Source organism: Pseudomonas syringae group sp. 26L6, from assembly GCF_032587815.1.
In the GTDB taxonomy this organism is placed as follows: domain Bacteria; phylum Pseudomonadota; class Gammaproteobacteria; order Pseudomonadales; family Pseudomonadaceae; genus Aquipseudomonas; species Aquipseudomonas amygdali.
In genome coordinates this window covers 209,805-230,428 of the sequence record NZ_JAWHPJ010000020.1, presented here as the reverse complement: position 1 = coordinate 230,428, position 20,624 = coordinate 209,805, and the positions used below count along the sequence as shown (strand labels likewise).

The window sequence follows — 20,624 nt, the reverse complement described above, 5'->3', positions numbered from 1 at the left end:
GTCTGTACAATCGCCGTTATTTTCTGCACAGGCCGCCTGAATGCCTCAATTGCATGTTGGTGAGCGTAGCTGGTCGGTGGCATCGGCCAGCAATCTGCTCGACGCCCTGAACCATGCCGGTGTGCCGGTTCCCTATAGCTGTCGTGCCGGCAGTTGCCATGCGTGCCTGGTGCGCTGTGTCAAAGGTGAGCCTGAGGACGCGTTGCCCGACGCCTTGCCCGCTGAAAAGCGCCAGCAGGGTTGGCGCCTCGCCTGCCAGTGCCGAGTGGTCGGTGACCTGGCTGTCGAGGTGTTTGACCCGCAGCGTGACGGCCTGCCTGCGACAGTAGTGGGCTGCGACTGGCTCTGCCCGACCGTGCTGCGTTTGCGTCTGGAGCCTGCGCGACCTCTGCGCTATAGCGCCGGGCAACACCAGGTGTTGTGGACTGACAGCGGTGTTGCCCGGCCTTATTCGCTGGCGAGCCTTCCGGGCGAGGACCCGTTTCTGGAATTTCATATCGACTGCCACCAGTCCGGGGCCTTCCGCGACGTCGCCCGACAGTTGCGGGTCGGTGACACGTTGAGGCTCGGCGAACTGCGCGGCGGGGCGCTGCGCTATGACCCCGACTGGCAGGAAAAACCTCTGCTCTTGCTGGCTGCCGGTACCGGGCTCGGCCCGCTATGGGGCGTATTGCGTGAGGCGTTGCGTCAGGAGCATCAGGGCACCATCCGCCTGATTCATCTGGCCCATGACAGCCAGCAGCACTATCTGGCCAATGAGCTGCAAGCCCTGGCTGAGCGTTATCCACAGTTGCTTGTTCAACTGATTACCGTGCAGACGCTGGAGACGACCCTGTCCGAGCTGCGGCTGTTGTCGCGGCATGCGATGGCGTTGTTGTGTGGCAGTGCCGACAGCGTGGAGATATTTGCCAAGCGCTTGTATCTGGCAGGGCTGCCGCGTAATCAATTGCTGGCGGATGTGTTTGTGGCGCGGGAATAAGGTGCATGTTAGTCACGGCTCTCGTTCGGCACGGTTAATCACAAAGATTCGTCAGGCATACACAATGCAAAAAGGCCCCGACTCTTGCGAGACGGGGCCTTGGCTTGCAGCGTTCTGCTATCAGACCAATGGGTCGCCGACGTGCAGAATTTTCATGCCGTTGGTGCCACCGATGGTGTGGTAGCTGTCACCCTTGGTGAGGATGACCCAGTCACCTTGCTCGACCAGACCACGCTTGAGCAGTTCGTCGACTGCGGCCTGGCTGACCTGACCCGGTGGCAGGGCTGCCGGGTCGAACGGCACGGTGTAGACGCCACGGAACATCGCTGCACGCGCTTGAGTACCACGGTGCGGAGAGAACGCGTAGATCGGCACCGAGGAGCGGATGCGCGACATGATCAGCGGGGTATAGCCGCTTTCGGTCAGTGCGATGATCGCCTTCACACCCGGGAAGTGGTTGGCGGTGTACATGGCCGCCAGCGCGATGCTTTCGTCACAACGGGTGAACGAGTGGCCGATACGGTGGCTGGAAGTCTTGCCGGTCGGGTGCTTTTCAGCGCCGATGCAGATACGCGCCATCGCCTGAACCGCTTCGATCGGGTAGGAGCCCGCAGCACTTTCCGCCGACAGCATGACGGCGTCGGTGTAGTCGAGCACGGCGTTGGCCACGTCGGACACTTCGGCACGCGTCGGCATGGGGCTTGAGATCATCGACTCCATCATTTGCGTGGCAACGATCACCGCCTTGTTGTGGCGACGTGCGTGCAGAATGATGCGTTTCTGTACGCCAACCAGCTCGGCATCACCGATTTCAACGCCCAGGTCGCCTCGGGCAACCATGACAGCGTCACTGGCGCGGATCAGCTCATCGAGCACTTCGTCGTTGGCAACGGCTTCGGCACGTTCGATCTTGGCCACCAGCCAGGCTGTACCGCCGGATTCGTCGCGCAACTGGCGAGCGTATTCCATGTCGGCGGCATCGCGCGGGAAGGAAACGGCCAGGTAATCCAGGTCCATTTCGGCAGCGAGCTTGATGTCCTGCTTGTCTTTCTCGGTCAGTGCCGGAGCCGTCAGGCCACCGCCGCGACGGTTGATGCCCTTGTGATCGGACAGCGGGCCGCCGATCAGCACGGTGCAATGCAGTTCGTCAGCCGTCTGGGTGTCGACGCGCATCACTACGCGACCGTCGTCGAGCAGCAGCTCGTCGCCTACGCCGCAATCCTTGACCAGATCCGGGTAGTCGATACCCACGATTTGCTGGTTGCCACTGGTCAGCGGATGAGCGGTGGAGAAGGTGAACTTGTCACCGACCTTCAGCTCGATTCGCTTGTCGGTGAACTTTGCGATACGAATTTTAGGACCCTGCAGGTCGCCCAGCAGAGCGACGAAGCGCCCGTGTCTGGCGGCGATTTCGCGGATCAGTTTGGCGCGTGCCTTATGCTCATCCGGAGTACCGTGAGAGAAGTTCAGACGAGCAACGTCCAGACCCGAAAGGATCAGTTGTTCGATGACTTCCGGCGAGTTGCTGGCAGGGCCAAGTGTGGCGACGATTTTGGTGCGGCGAACGGTCATGCACAAACTCCTTAATTGAAGCGCAGCGAGAGGCTACTCCTGTCTGGGTCTTTAGTCATTGTTCCTTTGCACTACCGTGTTGCTCTCAGGGAGGGCAATCGGCTGACGGTCGGTGTGCGATTTACTTGAAGAAACAGGCTGTGACGCCGATACAGGGCAGAGAACAGGAGAGTCCCATGCGTATTGTAACGATTGTTGTATTACTGACTGCGCTCAGCGGTTGCACCCGCTGGGCGATGAATTCCAACCTCGATCACGCTTACCGTGCCTATCAGGAAGGTGATTGTGACCGGGTCATGCTGGATCTTTCCAAGGTCGAGCGTCAAAGCCGTTCGCGCCGTTATGTTCAGCCGGAAGTGTCGATGCTGCGTGGCCAGTGCCTGGAGCGGCAGAAACTGTATGTCGACGCTGCGCAGACCTATCAATTCCTGATGACTCAGTATCCAGAGAGCGAATACGCGTTCCGTGCACGGGCCAGGCTCGATACGCTCGCACAAACGGGTCTCTACCCCAAGGCTCAGCCTGCCAGGCCGATCCCTGCACCTGTTCGAAACGCTCCCGTATCAAAATAGTTACCCTCATTTGAATGGCAGGCGCCGTGTTCGGGTGGATTTTGAAAAATTCTGAGCTAGGCTGTGATCACATAGTGGACGAGCTGCAGAGCTCTAGGCCGAGGCGGTTATCGCGCAGTGCCTCGTTTTTGAAGTCCGCAGCCAGCGAACGGTGTTACGTGATCGCAACAGTGGTCTTAGAAGGCAGCCTGCCATGTATAAAGAGCGGAAAATAGAACGGCACCAATTGCAGGATTACCTGCAGGTCTTCAATCGTCATACTGGCAAGCTGATGGGGTGTTTGGGGAATGTGTCCGGGGAAGGGCTGATGCTGATCAGCGAACTGCCCGTTCTGGTAGGGGCCAGGTTCGATCTGTGTCTGAAAATGCCGAATGGCAATATCGGGCAATCAATAGATCTTAGCGCCAAGTGCCTCTGGAGCCACGAAGACGAGACGCCAGGGAGCTACGACTCCGGTTTCGAGTTGTCTCAGGTCTCGACAGAATACCTGGCGTTCGTCCAGCTCTTGCGGGAGTATTTCTGTTTCTACCCCTTTTATGAAGCCTCAGCCTGAGGCTGCTGGCTGACCCGCAAGGTTTCGCTTATAGCGTACCTGCCTTTTTCAAGCTCAGATAACGGCTGACCAGCTGCGGCCCCAGCTCCCTTGGTCGAGCATCCATTATTGCAATGCCTTGAGCGCTCAAGCGGTCGTGCAGCGAAGCGCGAGCGTTGAGGAAATTCAGGGTTCCGCAATAATCCAGCGCTTGATCATAGGTTTGTACGGGGGCCTGACGCAGACTGTCGAGCACTTCCTCCCTGAGGCTGGCAATCAGCACCCGGTGCTGCTTGCCAAGCTGTCTTGCAGCAGCCACCAGTTCCTCATCGTCTTCATCGCGCAGGTTGGTGATCAGTACCACCAGTGAACGTCTTTTATGGCGCACCATCAATTGGCGAACGGCGGCGCTGTAGTCAGCAGGGCGCCGGGTGGTCTGCAGGTCATAGACCGAGTTGAGCAACAGGTTGAGCTGCCCCGGCCCTTTTACGGGGGCCAGATAGCGGTCCTGCTCACCCGCAAACGTCGCAAGGCCAACCGAGTCACCCTGACGCAGTGCGACATAACTCAATAGCAGGCAGGCATTGAGCGCGTGATCGAAGTGAGACAAATCACCGTCCTGGCTGCGCATTCGACGTCCGCAATCGAGCATGAAAACGATCTGTTGATCCCGCTCGTCCTGATACTCGCGAGCAATGGGGGAGCGCTGGCGGGCGGTAGCTTTCCAGTCTATCTGGCGCAAGCTGTCGCCTTCACGAAACTCGCGCAACTGATTGAATTCCATTCCTGCCCCGCGACGTTGCAACTGGCGCACCCCCAGTTGGCTCAGCCAGTTGTCCACCGCCAGCAGTTGCCCACCGTAAAGTCGGGCGAAGTCCGGGTAGACGCGGGTCGTGCTGTGTACCGGAAGATAGCGGCGTGCCGTCCACAGGCCCAAAGGCCCCGGCAGGCTGATTTCGCACTGCTCGAAGATGAAATGACCACGGCTCGAGGGGCGCAGACGGTAACCGATGCTGCCTTTGCCGCGCGCAGGCAGGATGATGGACTGCGGCAGGTTTTCATGTTCCAGGCCATGCGGCACATGATCGAACACCTGCATGGTGACTGGCTTGGCACCGTTGTGTTGCAGGTCGAGCCGCGCCTCGTTCCAGCGGTCCAGCGCCAGGCTGCCCGCAAGCTCGCGCTGCACGCGTGGCGAGGGACGCCTGAACAGCCAGAATGCATCAAGCAGGCTGACACCCGCGAATGCCAGCAACGCTGCCCAATAAAACTCGTCGATTTTTGCCGGATACTCGATGCCCAGCGCATGGAGCGTTCCTGTCAGTAATGCAACGCACATGAACCCACCGAGCCAGCGCAGCATCGGAACCGACGGTTTCAGAACCTGATTCACAGGCGCGGTGCCGAGACCTGATCAAGGATCTGCCGAAGCACCTGATCCACTGAAAGGCCCTCGATGTCCAGTTCCGGTGACAGCCTGACCCTGTGTCGCAACACAGCCAGCGCGCAGCCCTTGATGTCGTCCGGAGTAACGAACTCACCGCCGCGCAACAATGCTCTGGCCCGCCCGCCACGCACCAGTGCAATTGAAGCGCGCGGCCCTGCGCCCTGGCTAAGACCTGGCCAGGTGCGCGTACTGCGCGCCACGCGTACTGCGTAGTCCAGCACCTGTTCATCAATGGGCAGCTCGCTGGCAATGCGTTGCAGTGCCTGAACCTCCCGAGCCTGCATGATGACCCGCAGCGGTCGCACATCCAGCATGTCGGCACGGGTCGAGCGGGTGACCTGGCGCACCATGTTCAGCTCTTCCAGCGCTTCGGGATAGTCCATGCGCAGCTTGAGCATGAAACGATCCAGTTCGGCTTCCGGCAGTGGGTAAGTGCCTTCCTGTTCGATAGGGTTCTGGGTTGCCAACACCATGAACGGCTGCGGGATGGGCAGCGCCCTACCTTCGAGGGTTACTTGCCGCTCCTGCATGGCTTCGAGCAGCGCGGCCTGCGTCTTGGCCGGTGCCCTGTTTATTTCGTCGGCCAGCAGCAGGTTGGTGAACAGCGGCCCCTTGCGCAGCTTGAACTGCTCGGTCTGCATGTCGTACACAGCATGGCCGGTGACATCGCTGGGCATCAGGTCCGGCGTAAATTGAATGCGCGCGAACTCACAGCCTATGCAACTGGCAAGCGCCCGGACCAGCAACGTCTTACCCAGCCCCGGTACGCCTTCCAGCAGCACATGCCCGCCGCCGATCAGGGCGGTCAGCACGTCCTCGATCACTGCGTTTTGGCCAATCACAGCCTTTTGCAGCTCGTTACGCAACGCCTGAGCCAGCTGGCTGGCGCGTTGCCGCTGCTGCAACTGAGTGCTCGCGGCGCTCGTCGGGCTGGCCGGTTCGATGGCAGGCTCGATAAAGGGCCCGGTGCTGCCTGATGTTTCGGGCGTTTGATCGCTCGCGACTTCTGGAGCGTCACTAACTTTTATATTAGATTTATCGTCCATAAATCAATTACTTACCTGATTTGGCTTTTTCGTAATTTTTGTGCGCAGCGACTGAATGTTTTTTCTCTTGCCGAGCATTATTTCCATGGTAACCGCTCAGGGCATGCGGCGTATTGGTGCATGCCATTCAATTGCACTGACATAGCTGCCGTCTGCACCAAAGATAGATATCTACGCAAGGATGCCTTTTCTGTCTGAAAGGCAGGTGCGTTTGCGTGCATGTTAGGTAAAGACAGCAATCGACCAGGATCGGGCACTCACAGGCAGTGCCCCTCCGGCTTTATTCAGGAGTAGCGTCGTTCCACAAAGTGTTCACCGCTCAACAGGCTCAAGCCTATAAACCGCGCCTGGCAGCGTTTGAGTTCATGCTCGATAGCCTTGGCTGCGCACCTGAAGATGTGCTGCACGTATCTTCAAGCTTCCGTTATGACTTGATGTCGGCCCATGACATGAAAATCATGCACAAAGCCTTCGTCGCCCGCGGCCATGAGCAGCCGGCGGATGTCGCCTTCGGCTACCACCAGATCCCGGACATTGGCGGATTGCCAGAATTGGTCGGTCTTTAAGCCCCGGCGCGGGTCACTTGATTGCCGATATTGTCAGCGGCGCACCCCCGATCGTTGATCCGCGACCGTATCACCCGGGCCGATTCCGGAAATCAGCCTGGAGTAAAGTGGCGGACTTCTGATCGACTGCATTGCTCCGCAGATTAGCTGGCGTCCCTGAACACAGCTCGCATCTGCCCTCTGTCTGCAGTTACGACCTGATCTTGCTTATGAAACAAGATCAGTCTTGACAAGTTTTTGTCATTGGGGAAATACTTTGCTGAAATTCATATATATGACTATATAACAAGGCGAATAGGTCAATGAATGCTCTGTCCAACGATGCCCGTTTGCCGCTGTATCAACGTCTTCATGACCAATTGGCCCAGCAGATTGCAGCCAATCACTGGCACCCTGGCCCGTGACTACGCCGGCACCTCGCTAGAGTGGCGTCGCTCTCATGCCTATTTCCATGTTGACCTCCTGACTGAACTACCTGACAGCAGTGACATGGCAGCAGGTCGCGAAGTGTTTGCCTTTCCTGAAACGGGTGTTGCACGTGAAGGCACCCATACGCTGTCTGGTTTTTTGCGTGCTCCGTCGAGCGTTACGTCTCGAACCGGTTTTTCAAATACTGAGTGCAGCCTCAGCGCCAGCCCAACTGAGATATTTTCATGACTACCTTAGATATACAGCTTCTAATGACCGCGCTTGTCAGCGTCGTGGTATTGGTGGCACTGATCGTGTCGCGCCTCAAGATGCACCCGCTTTTGGCCCTGATGGTAGTTTCTGTTGGTGTGGGCTTTGCTACCCAAATGCAGCCAGAAAGTATCGTCGCTCACTTGATCGCCGGTGCCGGAAAGACACTAGGGGCCGTTGGGATTGTGATCGCGCTTGGCGCGATGCTAGGCAAAATCCTGGCTGATGCTGGCGTCACGGAGCAGCTGGCCGAGGTCATCCTCAAGCGCACCCCGGATCGCCTGATACCTTGGGCAATGATGATGGTTGCGTTTGTAGTTGGCATACCCATGTTTTTCGAGGTGGGTTTGGTGATTATGCTGCCGCTGATATTCAGTGTGGCGCGAAAGCTGGAAAGCCAGGCTCGCTTCAAAGGCTCGGCGTATGTGTATGTGGGTGTTCCAGTGATTTCGGCGCTCGCGGCCATGCATGGCATGGTACCGCCGCACCCTGGCCCATTGACGGCCATCGCCGCACTCAAGACCTCAGTGGGTCCCACAATGCTCTACGGTTTTCTCGCGGCTATTCCAGCAATGATTTTGGGCGGTCCACTTTATGGCGCGTTCATTTCGAAGCGCATGAGCACCAGGCCTGATCAGGCATTACTTGATCAGTTCACTCTGGCCGAAAAAACCGACAATCAACCCCGTCCCGGCGTTTTGCTCGGCGTACTGGCAGCCTTGCTACCGGCGATCCTGATGCTGATCAATGCCGTCGCCGAGATGGTGCTACCAAAGGGCAATGCGATCCTGCAAATGGCCAGTTTCGTGGGCAACCCTTTGATATCCATGCTCTTAGGCGTGCTTTTCGCCGGCGCAAGCCTGGTACTGGCGCGCGGTGGCGACGCTGAAAAGGTGCGCGATTCGCTGGGTAAAAGCCTCAAGCCTATTGCCTCCATCATCATGATCATCGCAGGAGGCGGGGCATTTCAGGAGATGCTAACCAGTGCCAAGGTAGGCGATGCTATCGTGCACCTGACCCAGCAGTCTGCCTTCCCTCCGTTAATCCTGGGTTGGCTGATTGCGATGTTACTCTCGGTCTCTACTGGCTCCGCAACTGTGGGTATCGTAGGGGCTGCAGGCCTGTTGGCACCGCTTGCGGGTGCTGATCCCACCCTCAACTTGCCCTTGCTGGCATTGTCAATCGGCTGCGGTTCGCTGTTTTTCAACTATGCGAATCATGCAGGCTTCTGGATGGTGAAGGAGTCCTTTGGCATGACAATGGGAGAGGCGACGAAGACTATCTCGGTGGTTCAATCCATTGTGGCGGTGGTCGGATTGGTTGTGGTGTTGATCTTGAATGCGGTTATTACAGTAAGTTGAGTCGGGATTCATTCGCAGCGCCGACGCCTGCCCAAATGAGGTATCCAACACTACGTACCCATGAGCTTCTAAAGGTTTGATTTCAATATCGCAGATATCCAACAATTCGCCAGTGCAGGATCATAGGGCATTCCTGAGCGTTTGCAGGTGGGCTACCTGACGGGTGAATTCACTGTGTGAGACGCGTTGCGGCGGGCGAGGGCGCAGGGCGTCGCTGATGGCGCTGGTGGGCTGTCGCGTCAGGCGCGAAAGCACCTGCCATTGTTCGGCAATTGCCAGCCGCTCGAAACCTGGATGAAGCTGGCGGGCGCGGCGCAGGATGTCTTGTTGCAGGCTCTTTATCAGCGTCTGTTGCCCGCTGCGCCTGCGCAGGAACTCGGCGCTGGCACGCAGGTGCTCGGTCAGTTGGCGGCGTGCAAGTGGGGCGGGCCGACGCATCGGGCCTTCGCGCAAGCCGATGTGCCAGAGGCCCAGGCCAATCAGCAACGCCAGCATCAGCAGTGCCTGAGGGTAGTTGCGCAGCAGCAGGGTCAGCAGGTTGTCGTGTTCGGCTTGCAGCACCAGGGTCACTTCACTGCCCTGGGTCAGATACCAGAGCAGCCAGGCATTGTCATAGTTGCCGATCGAGCGGGTTTTCCACAGGTTGGCGTCAGTCACAATCGTGATCAATCCGTTACCACGGTTTATTTGCAGCAGGTGTGTGGCATCGGCGCTGTTGGCCCACGACTGTGCATGGTCTTGCGGGTCTTCCAGATGGAACGCCGGATCGAAGCTCATGTATGCCGGGGCACTTTCGTTTTCCAGATACAGGCGGGTCAGTTCCGGCCAAGGCTCTTTTTTGCGTTTTGGCGAGGGGGTTATCAACGGGATGGGCAGCGGCGGCTGAGCGTCGCTCAGCTGTTGTTCCTGCGCATTGATGGCCGTGGTGAGGTACTGATGAACCTGCAACCTGTCCAGCAACAGATCGCCGCTGCGACCTTTTTTCTCATTCCAGAGTTGCTCGGCCACCAATAGCAGGTGCCCGCCCGCTTCGGCCCAGTTCAGCAGCCGTTCGGTTTGTGCAGGTGTCATGTCTTCCCGGTCATTGAGCAATAGCAGCGTCTGGGTACTTTGACTCGGGTCGGGAAGTCGGGCCAGCGTGTCAGTGGTGTTTACCGGGATAGAGAGGCCACGCAGGAAGTATTCGGCCGCAAGCCAGGGATTGGCCTTTGCCTGTGGCGAGGGGCCCTGATCCACGGTTTTCTCGTAGCGCTCCAGGTAACGGCTCAGGTAAAGCCCTGCGCCTGCCAGCAGTAAAAGGGCCAGTAGCCCGATCAGTATTCCGCTACGGCGGCTCATGCCTGCACCGCCGGGTTGAACAGCCGACGCCAGCCATCGCAGAGTTGCTGCCGGGCATGGGCCGGTGGCAGTCGATGCCCGTAGGCAAGGTTCTGCCAGTGCATGGTCAGGTCATGACTGAATTCACTGAGCAGCGGATGGTTCAGCGCAGCGATGTGCGCCAATACCTGAGCTTCGGTATCGGCGCTTTTCAACGGCAGTCGATAGTCGTTCAGCAAGCGACTGAGCAGTGCGCGGTACAACAGGCTGAGGGCTTCACGGGGCTGGCTGCTCCAAAGCTGTTCGGCCCGGCCGGCGACATCTTCAGGCAGGCTTTCGGCATTCATTTGCAGGCCCAGTAGCTGCCGGGGAGCCGGGCGGGCGATTTTTGTTCTGCCGGGCGCCCTGCTTGCAAAGGTTTTGAACCAGTCTTTGTAATACCAAAGCACCAGCCCGGTCAGGCCGATAACCACGCCCCAGAGCAGCACTTCAATCAGGCTGGCCAAGGCGCTTGCGGCCCGAAGAAGCCGATTGAGCCAGGTAATCAGCCAGCCTTGGTCGTGAGTGTCCCGAACCACTGACTGGCTTTTCTGTTGTTCAGGGAAGCGCCAGCCTGTCTCGGTTTTGGGGTTCTTGAAGGGCGGCTGTTGCAGGATGCCGTGTATTTCGCTGCGGGCTGCTTCGCTGGTCAGTGTCTGACGGGTCAGGCGCGGCGTGTCCGGTGCTGCGAGGGTGGTGGGCGGTTCTGCCGCGCTGCTATCGGGCAGCGGGCAGCTGTAGCTCTGTTGTTCTGCCCAGGCCGTTGCTGGTGCTGTCGAAAGCGCCAGTCCGACGCCGATCAACAACACATAGGCACTGCCGATCAGGCGCTGACGCAGACGTCTGAAAACCAGCTCTATATCCCACGCCTCAAGGACCGTACGGCGATTGAGGTACAGGGTAAAGCCGCACGCAACATAGATGGGTTCCCAGAGTACCAGCGCCAGGGCATAAAAGAGGTTGGTCAGGTGGTCGATCCATAGCCACTGGTTTTCAACTTCGAGCAGACTCATCCAGTGCCAGTCGATCTGGATCTGCTGCGGAATAAACGCGTAAAGCAGGATCAGGAGACCTATCCACAATGAGTATTCCAGGTGTGCGCCGACGATGGTAAGCAGCCGTGCGGCGCGCAGGTCTTTCTGGCTGAGCAGGCTGATGCGCAGGGCGCGCTCCGTACCTGCCAGATGCTCCAGTTGCTGCACCGGCAACTGAAAGCTGCGACTCAGGCTGAGTCTTCGCCACAACAGGCTTGGCAACAGCTGGCTTTTCAAAGTGGCGGGCCACGCCTTGAGGGCTTGCCCGAGCGTCGGCGTTGCCCCGAACAGTGACTGCGACAGGATGAGCAGCGACAAGCGTTCGAACGCAGGCTTGAGCCACCAGAACAGCAGAATGGCGGCCGTGGGATAGTCCCATAGCAGTGCGCTGAGCAGGCAAAAAACGGGCAGGGTGACGATTGCCCAACTGCTCATCAGCAGACCGCGGTGCCGACCCGCGAACAGCACGCCCAGGTCTATGGCTTCCCAAGGGGATCGAGGACGTATGGCGACGTTTGACTCAGTCAGGCGCATGAGGGGGACGTCCTGCCAGGGTCAGATACGCGGCGACCAGCAACCATAGGGCGGCACCTGCAAGGTACTTGAGCAGCGGTCCGGGCCAGGTCATCGATGACCAGTAAGCCTCAATGAATGCCGCAATAAGCAGGAACAGAATGACCCCGCCGATCAGTTGCACACTGGTCCTGGCCGCAATACGCAGCGCGGCACTGCGCGTTAGTCTTCCTGGGGCCAGCAAAGCCCATCCCAGCTTCAGACCCGCCGCCCCGGCCAGGGCGATGGCGGTCAGCTCGAAAGCACCGTGACCGATGACGAATGTCCAGAATGTCTGCCCAAAACCTATGTCGGTCAGATGACCGGCAATTGCGCCTGTCATCAACCCATTGAACAGCAGAAAAAACAGGCTGCCCAGCCCGAACAGCAAACCGCTGGCGTAGGTTTGAAAGGCAATACCGATATTGTTCATGATGTAGTAGCCGAACATCATCCAGTCTGCGTCGGAGGCTCTTTCAGCGGGTTGTCCGATCCGGCTGGCCGACGGGTCATACATGCTCTGCATGTCGGCCAGTTGCTCAGGACTGACGATGCTGTAGATCAGTTGCGGAAAACCGTAGACCAACAACCCCATGCCGATCAGGCTGCCAAAGAACAACAGGCTGGCGACCAGGACGAAACGCCATTCGGCGCGCACCAGTCGCGGAAAACCTCCGAGTACAAAGCCCAGCAGACGAGCGCCCATCGCGCTGCGGTGACGGTAAATTTGTTGATGGCCACGCATGGCCAGTTGATGCAAGGGGTCGACCAGGTGGCTGCTGTAGCCACGCTCCTGTGCCAGCGCCAGGTGGTGGCAGACGCGTCGATAATCACCGGGGAATGTTTCGCAAGCATTGACATCGGCCTTGCCGTTTTCCAGCGCATCGAGGCGCTGACCAAAACGTTGCCACTCATCTTTATGGCGGGTTTCAAAGAGGCTCTGCTTCATTTCGGCCCCAGCAGGTTGCGGGCGATGCCGTTTACATGAGCGACCGCCTGATCAGCGGGGATGTGCAAGGGTTCAGCAAGAATTGCGGCCAGCTCGCGGGTGCGGGCAATGGACAGTTCACCTTGTCGTTCCGCCAGACCGAGCACTGCCCGTTGTTCGTCCAGATGCAGGGCGAACGGCACAATCACCGGTTCTGCCTCTGGCAGGGTGGGGCGCGTTACAGGCTGGTCGCTATAGATAACCAGCGTCCCGGCTGCGAGATCACCCAGCCGTTTGAACAATGGATGGCTCAGACAACTGATTGCACCTAGCCCGTAGCCCAGCGGGAGCATGTCGACGAAACGCAGCAGGTTGCGTATCAACGACGCGGACCAGTCTATCGGTGTGCCGTCGTCGTTGACCACTCGCAGGCCGAGGACCCGCTTTCCGGGAGTACGCCCCTGACTCAGCACTTCAAACAGCACCATGTACCACCAGTTGACCAGAAAAAACACGATGGCGGCCAGGCCCATGCCGAGCTTGTCAAACCACTGCAAGAGTAAAAAGAACACGCCGATAACGGCTGCGCGAATGGCGAAGTCGATTCCGAACGCCAATGCGCGGGAAACCAGTCCGGCAGGGCGAAGAACCATATCGATGCCTTCCGGCGTCTCGATTTCAATGCGGGTGTCCAGTGGCGTGGGCAGCGCTGCATTCCTTGGCGAAGCGGGAAGGGATGACATTGTCGGAGGACGCGCCTGAAAACGAAAACTGATGCTAGCTATCGCAGCGGAGCTAAGCAACCGACCATTCAAGACGCGGGCTGTAAGAAAACATTTCCCGGTACGCCGGATATTACCCGATTAGGCAATGACACCTGTCACGCCCTACACTTCGCGGGTCTTTTGTTCAGGATCAGCCCGTGACTTCCAGCATTTTCTGGTACGACTACGAAACCACCGGCATCAACCCGCGCAATGACCGTGCGCTGCAGATGGCCGGCATCCGCACCGATACCGAACTCAATGAAATCGCGCCGCCGGTCAATCTTCATTGCCAGCTGAGTGACGACATTCTGCCCCATCCCGTTGCCTGTATGATTACTGGAATAACGCCGGCCACGCTGGCGGAAAAAGGCCTGTGCGAGGCGGATTTCATGACCCGCGTACATGCCGAACTATCTGCGCCAGGGACATGTGGTGCGGGTTACAACACCTTGCGTTTTGACGATGAAGTCACGCGTTACAGTTTTTATCGCAACTTCTTCGACCCTTATGCACGCGAGTGGCAGGGCGGTAACAGCCGCTGGGATCTGATTGATGTCGTGCGCGCGGCCTATGCATTACGCCCCGACGGCATTGTCTGGCCCGAACAGGACGGTCGCGTCACACTCAAGCTGGAACGACTGACTGCTGCCAACGGCATTGATCATGGACAGGCGCATGATGCGTTATCCGACGTGCGTGCAACTATTGCCCTGGCGCGCCTGATTCGTGAAAAACAGCCGAAGCTTTATGACTACCTGTTCGCATTACGCAGTAAACAGAAAGTCCAGGAGCAGGTTCGTCTGATGCAGCCACTGGTGCATATATCGGGACGTTTTTCTGCGGCACGCAATTACCTTGGCGTGGTGCTTCCGCTGGCATGGCACCCGCATAACCGCAACGCGCTGATCGTCTGTGACCTGCACCTTGACCCTTCACCGTTGTTGCAAGACGACGCTGAAATACTCAAGCAGCGTTTATATACCCGGCATGAAGCGCTGGGGGAAGGCGAATTGCCGGTGCCGCTCAAATTACTGCATATAAACCGTTGCCCGGTGATAGCCCCCCTGGGGGTGCTACGCAGCGAAGATCAACAGCGGCTGCAACTGGACATGGCGGGCTACCAGGCACGCGCAACGCAGTTGAGTGAAAGCCGGGAAGTTTGGCAGGATAAACTGAGCGTCCTTTATGGCAAGGAAGATTTTGCTGCAAGTGAGGATCCAGAACAGCAGTTATATGACGGTTTTATTGGTGACCGTGATCGTCGACTGTGCGAGCAAGTTCGGCAAGCCGAGCCCGAACAACTGGCACGTGACGCGTGGCCGTTTGATGACGCCCGCTTGCCTGAATTGTTATTCAGGTACCGCGCTCGTAACTTTCCTGACACCTTGAGCAGTGAAGAGCAACAGCGGTGGCAGGACTTCTGTCAGCAGCGGCTGAGCGACCCGGAACGGGGGGCGCCCAATACCCTGAAGGACTTTGCGACTGCGCTGGCTGAATGCTCTCTTAGTGCCGCGCCAGAGCAGTTGGAGGTATTGCGCCAATGGCAGGATTACGCGCAGGCGCTGAGTAAACGTCTGGGTGTATAAATAACGGACAATAAAAAACGCCAGCAGGCTGGCGTTTTTGCAATCGCAATGAAGCGCGACCGTTTGACGCTTAGCCCAGCAGAGTGGCCCAGCTTTCGACGTCGTCGCTGCCCCACTTGGCTTTCCACTCTTTCAATGTCTTGTGGTTGCCACCTTTGGTTTCGATGACTTCACCGTTGTGCGGGTTCTTGTATTGCTTGACCTTGCGGGCGCGTTTGGTACCGGCAGGTTTAACAGCGCCGCCACGGGGGGCTTTGTTTACCTTGGCATCCGGATCCAGCAGGGCAATGATGTCACGCAGCGACTTTTGATATTCGCCCATCAGCGTACGCAGCTTGCCTTCGAATTCCAGCTCGGTTTGCAGTTTGTCGTCTTGCGACAGGTTCTTCAAACGGGCTTGCAGTTCTTTGATGGCTTCTTCTGTGGCGCGGTATTCGTTGATCAGGGACATGAGGAGACCTTATGTTGTGTAGGTTGCAGGGATACAGTGGGGCAATAATAGTCACTGTAAATGAGCAAGTAAACATTAAATAAAAGTTTTATTTGAATTATTTAGCAATATACACGCGTCCTACAGACGTCTGAACTAGGCAAGCGCCGAGCCCCCTTCAAAAGATCCTCGCTATAAAGCCCTTCTTTATATAGGTCTTGTTAGGCGTCGCGGGTGGTAAAAGTCGATACTGGCACGGTGCAATCTTTTGCCTGGGCGGTGTCCTTTTCTGCCAGCACATTCAGGCAGCAAAGATACTGCAGTTTTGCTGCGCAGCCGCTAGAATAGCGGCTTTGCGAAGTTCTGGAGTTTCCCCCAATGCGCACTTTTCGTCTGGTGATTGCTTGCCCGGACCGTGTAGGCATCGTTGCCAAAGTCAGTAACTTTCTGGCGTCCCATAACGGCTGGATCACCGAAGCGAGTCATCATTCGGACAATCTCAGCGGCTGGTTTTTCATGCGTCACGAGATACGTGCCGACACCCTGCCTTTTGACCTGGACGGGTTCCGTGAAGCGTTCACGCCGATCGCGGAAGAGTTTTCGATGGACTGGCGCATCACCGACTCGGCGCAGAAGAAGCGCGTCGTGCTCATGGCAAGCCGCGAATCGCACTGTCTGGCCGATCTGCTGCACCGTTGGCACAGCGACGAACTCGACTGTGACATAGCCTGTGTGATTTCAAACCATCAGGACCTGCGCAGCATGGTCGAGTGGCATGACATTCCTTATTACCATGTCCCGGTGGACCCGAAAGACAAGGAGCCTGCATTTGCCGAAGTCTCGCGTCTGGTCGGGCATCATCAGGCGGACGTTGTGGTCCTTGCGCGTTACATGCAAATTCTGCCGCCACAGCTGTGCCGTGAATATGCCCATCAGGTGATCAACATTCACCACAGCTTCCTGCCATCCTTCGTCGGCGCCAAGCCTTATCATCAGGCGTCGTTGCGTGGCGTCAAGCTGATTGGCGCGACCTGTCACTATGTGACCGAAGAGCTCGATGCCGGCCCGATCATCGAGCAGGATGTGGTGCGCGTCAGCCATCGCGACAGCATCGAAAACATGGTGCGCTTCGGTCGCGACGTGGAAAAGATGGTATTGGCCCGCGGCCTGCGCGCTCATCTGGAAGACCGTGTTCTGGTACACGACAACAAGACAGTCGTCTTCGACTGATCTATCTTTTCGGGAGTGCGCCTGTCGCGCTCCCGACCTGGCTCGTCGGCAATGGTGCAACGCTCAGGGTGACAGCCAATGACCGATCCTTTCGAAAAAGCCACATCCACCGCTCCCGCCACGCTTGGCGAGGGCTGTCTCAGCCGCTATGACCCCGCTGCCCTGACTCCGGAAAACGGTGCCGATTTCGACGGTGCAGCAGCGCTATGGCGTGAGTTGCAGCAATCGGAAATGCCCGCTGAAAGGCTTGTCGAGAAAGGTGCGGAGGGAGAGGGGTGAATCAAGCCCCTCAGGCAGTGCAAGGCTGCACCACCTGAAGGGCTCTGAGTCAGGACAGTGCCTTGGAGGCCAGCCAGAACAGCGCTGCGGACAAGGCGACCGTTGCAGGCAGGGTCAGCACCCAGGCCAGCAGGATGGTGCGAACGGTTCCGCCTTGCAGGCCGCTCTTGTTGGCGACCATGGTCCCGGCAACGCCTGATGACAGGATGTGGGTGGTGGAAACCGGCAGACTGAACACGTTAGCCAGGCCGATTGCACAGGCGGTGGTGATTTGCGCCGACATGCCCTGTGCGTAAGTCATGCCTTGCTTGCCGATCTTCTCGCCGATCGTCAGTACCACGCGTTTCCAGCCAACCATGGTACCGATGCCCAGTGCCAGTGCGACCGCCAGAATTACCCAGAACGGTGCGTATTCTGTGGTGGTGGTCAGGTCTTTGCGAAGTTTCTCCAGATCGGACTTTTCACGCGCTGACAGGTCTGGAAGTTTGCCGACCTTGCGGGCTGTGTCGTCCAGGCACAAGAGATAGCGGCGCACTTCGATACGGCTTTCAGGGGCCAGCGAGTGGTAGTCGGACACGCCTTTGAGGCGGTCGAGCAACGCGTCGATGGTGGGTTCGGTCTGCTTCGGATTACAGGCAGAGCTGGACGGCAAGTCGCCTTTTTCAGCTTTGCCCATGGCCAGATATTCGCCCAGCGTGCTGCTGTTGCGTTGATAAAACTGGCTCAGATGCTGGGTCGCATCGCGGGTACGTTCGATCTGGTAGGTCGTGCTGGTCAGGTCCAGTACAAACTGGCTGGGCACGATGCCGATCAACACCAGCATGATCAGGCCGATGCCTTTCTGGCCGTCATTCGAACCATGTACGAAGCTGACCGCCATTGCGGAAATGACCAGCACCAGGCGGTTCCAGAATGGCGGGTGCTTTTTGTCGTCCAGCTTGCGACGCTGGTCCGGGGTTTTATGCATCTTCGACTGCGGGCGCCACCATTTCAGCGCAACCAGCACCAGGCCTGCAACGATGAAGCCGGCCAGCGGCGAGAACACCAGCGAAGCGCCAATGTCGATCGCTTTCTGCCAGTTGACGCCGTCGGCCAACGGAATGCCGTTGATCAGTGCATTGGCCAGACCGACACCGAGTATCGAACCGATCAAGGTGTGCGAGCTGGAGGCCGGGATGCCGAAGTACCAGGTACCGAGGTTCCAGGTAATGGCCGCCGCCAGCAGCGAGAACACCATGGCCAGGCCATGTCCGGTGTTGACGTTGATGAGCAGTTCGACCGGCAGCAGATGGACGATTGCGTAGGCAACACCCACACCGCCCAGCAGCACGCCGAGGAAGTTGAATACACCAGAGAAGAACACGGCCAGATGAGGCGGCATGGCTTTGGTGTAAATGACTGTCGCCACCGCGTTGGCGGTGTCATGAAAGCCGTTGATGAACTCGAAGGTGAGGACAAAAGCCAGGGCGAGCAAAAGGCTCACAAGCACCCAGGCATCAAGCCCGCTGAATAAATCGATCATGTAGGTTTTCTGACCGGGTCTGAAGGGGGCGCGATTATGACAGAAAAAATACCGAACGACTTGTCGTCACTGCGAGGTGTCGCCTCAAACCAAAAAAAAGACGCATGAGCGCCGCCCCGCTGAATACTCAATGAGGCTGTGAGGCGGTTAGTTCCGGGGGCTGGAAGGCAGAGATGAGCGGTCGGGGATCATGAGACCCGCGATGTCACGGCTCTTCTTTCAGGCCTTCTTCCATTTTTTGCAATTCTTGCTTGAACGCCTGGTCCAGCAGGCTGGCTCTTTTGCGCCAAGGCTTGCGTTCCGGTTCCGGTTGCGCGGCGTAGGTGGTGATTTCACCGCCGTAGACATCCTTGTAACGTTGTTCCTGGCGCTCAAGTTCCGCGCGCAGTTCATCTTTAGTCACTGTAATACCTGATCGAGTCGATTGAGTTCTGGTGATGACGCAAAACAATGCAAGTATGTTCACGCCATTCGGACTGTATACCAGATACAGCCAGAGACCTGCTCGGGCCATTACCCGAAAGGGTTGCGGAACATCCTGTTATTGCCTGCGGCTACGTACACCAGAGAAACAGCTGTCGTAGCGACATGTGTGTGATTTCAAGCGCAAGGCTTGCGCTGGCAGGCTTCCCTTTGATCGCGCGGCGATGGTGCACCGTGACAGCGCTTCGACGGGATAATCGAGGCAGAAATCGGGTGAACGGATCAATCGTTTGCGAGGGTGTTGCCGACCCACTGATGGATACTATCTCCAAGAAGTTCTGTTACGTCAACAACAGAGGTTGAATAAGTTCACAGGTCTGGTTTTTTTGTACGATTGTTCCGAAGTTTTAGTGAGCCATTTATATGACGGAACTTTTATAAAACAAATTTTACACACCAGGTGACAAAACCCTGACGATGGAATTCAGAGAGTTTTATATGCACGATATCTGGAGTTGTGATGCGGGGTTCAGCAGGCGGGGCGTGTTCATGCGCAGCAGGCGCTGCCGCAATGAAAACGGCCTTGCTTGGTAAGCAAGGCCGCTGCCTTGGACTTCTCAGTGGGTACCTGACCAGTAATTTCCAAGAAGTCACTTCGTGGCAGAGGTAAAGGTATAAGTATATTTACGGCGGGTCAATTGCGATTATCGGCCACCTGTTCGATAATCGCACAAGCAGAGGCTGTCTTCACTGCTTCCAATAGACCTGAAACCTGCGCTCCACAGGGGCTGAAGGGAGTTACAGAGGGTGTGTCAATGAACGATGAACTGCGTAAATCTTTTGCCTCATTGGCACCGCCCATCGTGGCGTCACCCGCAAAGCGCATTCAGGCGCTGACCGGCGACCCGGATTTCATGACTTCGCTGGCGCGCGGGCTTGCCGTTATTCATGCATTTCAGGAGCGCAAGCGGCACCTGACCATTGCACAGATCAGCCACCGGACGGAAATCCCCCGCGCTGCGGTACGTCGTTGTCTGCACACGTTGATCAAGCTGGGTTACGCGACCACCGATGGCCGTACGTACTCGCTGCTGCCCAAAGTGCTGACCCTGGGCCACGCTTATCTTTCATCGACGCCTCTGGCGACCTCTTCGCAGCCGTATCTGGACCGTATGAGCGATCAGTTGCACGAGGCATGCAACATGGCCACGCTGGAAGGTGACGACATCCTTTATATAGCGCGCTCGGCGACCACGCAGCGTTTGATCTCGGTCGACCTCTCGGTGGGCGGCCGCCTTCCGGCATATTGCACGTCCATGGGCCGAATTCTGCTGGCCGCGCTGGATGATGTGTCGTTGCATGAATACCTTGATCATGTCGATCTGCAGCCCAAGACCAGTCGTACCATTCGCACGCCGGAAGCGCTGCTCGAGTGTCTGCAACTGGTTCGTCAACAAGGCTGGTGTATTGTCGATCAGGAACTGGAGCAGGGGCTGCGCTCGATTGCCGTGCCGGTCTATGATGCGTCGGGCCAGGTGCTGGCTGCGCTGAATGTCAGTACCAGCGCCGGGCGTGTGGCACGCAGCGAGCTGGAACAGCGCTTTCTGCCGATCATGCTCGATGCCAGTCGCGACCTGAGTACGCAGCTGTTTACCTGACCTTGTTTGCCTGGGTATGGTTAAACGGGCCTGGTTATCCGAGCTCGTGAGCGATTGTTAGTTAGCTGAATTTGTTCGGTTACCGAACGGTTAGTCGATTATCGGA

At 57.7% G+C, this 20,624-nt stretch carries 18 protein-coding genes and 2 pseudogenes; 10 read left to right on the top strand and 10 right to left on the bottom strand.

Annotated features, from left to right (window positions below):
• The first annotated feature begins 40 nt into the window (after positions 1-40).
• On the top strand, positions 41-979 hold the full coding sequence (locus RYA97_RS11950) for an iron-sulfur-binding ferredoxin reductase (RefSeq protein ID WP_316892344.1): 939 nt from the start codon (positions 41-43) through the stop codon (positions 977-979).
• A 120-nt stretch (positions 980-1,099) separates the two neighbouring features.
• Here RYA97_RS11950 and pyk read toward each other — a convergent pair whose 3' ends face one another.
• Positions 1,100-2,551 carry a pyruvate kinase gene (pyk, locus tag RYA97_RS11945; RefSeq protein WP_002554985.1) on the bottom strand — a complete coding sequence of 484 codons (1,452 nt, stop codon included), beginning with the start codon at positions 2,549-2,551 and terminating at the stop codon, positions 1,100-1,102.
• Positions 2,552-2,727: 176 nt separating this feature from the next.
• Here pyk and RYA97_RS11940 point away from each other — a divergent pair, with 176 nt between their 5' ends.
• Positions 2,728-3,123, top strand: a complete 396-nt coding sequence (locus RYA97_RS11940) for a tetratricopeptide repeat protein (protein ID WP_002554984.1) — start codon at positions 2,728-2,730, stop codon at positions 3,121-3,123.
• A gap of 193 nt (positions 3,124-3,316) precedes the next feature.
• Positions 3,317-3,676: a PilZ domain-containing protein gene (locus RYA97_RS11935; RefSeq protein ID WP_005745539.1), complete on the top strand. Its 360-nt coding sequence runs from the start codon at positions 3,317-3,319 to the stop codon at positions 3,674-3,676.
• A gap of 28 nt (positions 3,677-3,704) precedes the next feature.
• Here the strand turns inward: RYA97_RS11935 and RYA97_RS11930 are convergent, their stop codons facing one another.
• Both RYA97_RS11930 and RYA97_RS11925 read right to left on the bottom strand, forming a co-directional pair.
• Positions 3,705-5,048, bottom strand: a complete 1,344-nt coding sequence (locus RYA97_RS11930) for a DUF58 domain-containing protein (protein ID WP_057404443.1) — start codon at positions 5,046-5,048, stop codon at positions 3,705-3,707.
• Positions 5,045-6,148 carry an AAA family ATPase gene (locus tag RYA97_RS11925; RefSeq protein ID WP_044324659.1) on the bottom strand — a complete coding sequence of 368 codons (1,104 nt, stop codon included), beginning with the start codon at positions 6,146-6,148 and terminating at the stop codon, positions 5,045-5,047. The genes RYA97_RS11930 and RYA97_RS11925 overlap by 4 nt, the downstream gene beginning before the upstream one ends.
• A gap of 293 nt (positions 6,149-6,441) precedes the next feature.
• Here RYA97_RS11925 and RYA97_RS11920 point away from each other — a divergent pair.
• From RYA97_RS11920 to RYA97_RS11910, 3 genes and pseudogenes are all read left to right on the top strand, one after another.
• A pseudogene (locus tag RYA97_RS11920) lies at positions 6,442-6,714 on the top strand (haloacid dehalogenase); the annotation flags it as partial.
• Positions 6,702-6,836, top strand: a pseudogene (locus tag RYA97_RS11915) (D-amino-acid oxidase); the annotation flags it as partial. The pseudogenes RYA97_RS11920 and RYA97_RS11915, both read left to right, overlap by 13 nt.
• Positions 6,837-7,367: 531 nt before the next feature.
• Positions 7,368-8,753: a GntP family permease gene (locus RYA97_RS11910; protein ID WP_002554979.1), complete on the top strand. Its 1,386-nt coding sequence runs from the start codon at positions 7,368-7,370 to the stop codon at positions 8,751-8,753.
• 120 nt (positions 8,754-8,873) lie between these two features.
• Here the strand turns inward: RYA97_RS11910 and RYA97_RS11905 are convergent, their stop codons facing one another.
• Genes RYA97_RS11905 through RYA97_RS11890 form a run of 4 tightly spaced genes read right to left on the bottom strand, consistent with a single transcriptional unit; the run spans position 8,874 to position 13,366 of the window.
• Positions 8,874-10,091 carry a DUF4350 domain-containing protein gene (locus RYA97_RS11905; RefSeq protein WP_117140080.1) on the bottom strand — a complete coding sequence of 406 codons (1,218 nt, stop codon included), beginning with the start codon at positions 10,089-10,091 and terminating at the stop codon, positions 8,874-8,876.
• A complete protein-coding gene (locus tag RYA97_RS11900; RefSeq protein ID WP_117140081.1) occupies positions 10,088-11,677 on the bottom strand; it encodes a DUF4129 domain-containing protein in 1,590 nt (529 codons plus the stop codon). The genes RYA97_RS11905 and RYA97_RS11900 overlap by 4 nt, the downstream gene beginning before the upstream one ends.
• Positions 11,664-12,644, bottom strand: a complete 981-nt coding sequence (locus RYA97_RS11895) for a stage II sporulation protein M (protein ID WP_117140082.1) — start codon at positions 12,642-12,644, stop codon at positions 11,664-11,666. The genes RYA97_RS11900 and RYA97_RS11895 overlap by 14 nt, the downstream gene beginning before the upstream one ends.
• The gene (locus RYA97_RS11890; protein WP_057454136.1) at positions 12,641-13,366 is read right to left on the bottom strand and encodes an RDD family protein; all 726 of its coding nucleotides are present in this window, start codon (positions 13,364-13,366) and stop codon (positions 12,641-12,643) included. Before RYA97_RS11890 ends, RYA97_RS11895 begins: the two co-directional genes overlap by 4 nt.
• 179 nt (positions 13,367-13,545) lie before the next feature.
• Here RYA97_RS11890 and sbcB point away from each other — a divergent pair, with 179 nt between their 5' ends.
• Positions 13,546-14,976 carry an exodeoxyribonuclease I gene (gene sbcB, locus RYA97_RS11885; RefSeq protein WP_004658864.1) on the top strand — a complete coding sequence of 477 codons (1,431 nt, stop codon included), beginning with the start codon at positions 13,546-13,548 and terminating at the stop codon, positions 14,974-14,976.
• 70 nt (positions 14,977-15,046) lie between these two features.
• Here the strand turns inward: sbcB and mvaT are convergent, their stop codons facing one another.
• Positions 15,047-15,427: a histone-like nucleoid-structuring protein MvaT gene (mvaT, locus tag RYA97_RS11880; protein WP_002554971.1), complete on the bottom strand. Its 381-nt coding sequence runs from the start codon at positions 15,425-15,427 to the stop codon at positions 15,047-15,049.
• Positions 15,428-15,784: 357 nt separating this feature from the next.
• Between mvaT and purU the strand changes: the two genes are divergently transcribed.
• Together purU and RYA97_RS11870 are read left to right on the top strand one after the other, a co-directional pair.
• Positions 15,785-16,636 carry a formyltetrahydrofolate deformylase gene (gene purU, locus RYA97_RS11875; protein WP_003363851.1) on the top strand — a complete coding sequence of 284 codons (852 nt, stop codon included), beginning with the start codon at positions 15,785-15,787 and terminating at the stop codon, positions 16,634-16,636.
• A gap of 78 nt (positions 16,637-16,714) precedes the next feature.
• Positions 16,715-16,915, top strand: coding sequence for a hypothetical protein (locus tag RYA97_RS11870; protein WP_005779067.1), 201 nt, complete (start codon positions 16,715-16,717; stop codon positions 16,913-16,915).
• Between the two features lie 49 nt (positions 16,916-16,964).
• Here the strand turns inward: RYA97_RS11870 and RYA97_RS11865 are convergent, their stop codons facing one another.
• Complete coding sequence (locus RYA97_RS11865; protein WP_002554968.1) at positions 16,965-18,437, bottom strand: inorganic phosphate transporter; 1,473 nt, start codon at positions 18,435-18,437, stop codon at positions 16,965-16,967.
• Positions 18,438-18,642: 205 nt separating this feature from the next.
• The gene (locus RYA97_RS11860; protein WP_002554967.1) at positions 18,643-18,840 is read right to left on the bottom strand and encodes a hypothetical protein; all 198 of its coding nucleotides are present in this window, start codon (positions 18,838-18,840) and stop codon (positions 18,643-18,645) included.
• A gap of 835 nt (positions 18,841-19,675) precedes the next feature.
• Here RYA97_RS11860 and pcaR point away from each other — a divergent pair.
• Entirely contained in the window at positions 19,676-20,518 is an 843-nt protein-coding gene (gene pcaR, locus RYA97_RS11855) for a pca regulon transcriptional regulator PcaR (RefSeq protein WP_003363842.1), read from the top strand.
• Positions 20,519-20,624: the final 106 nt, after the last annotated feature.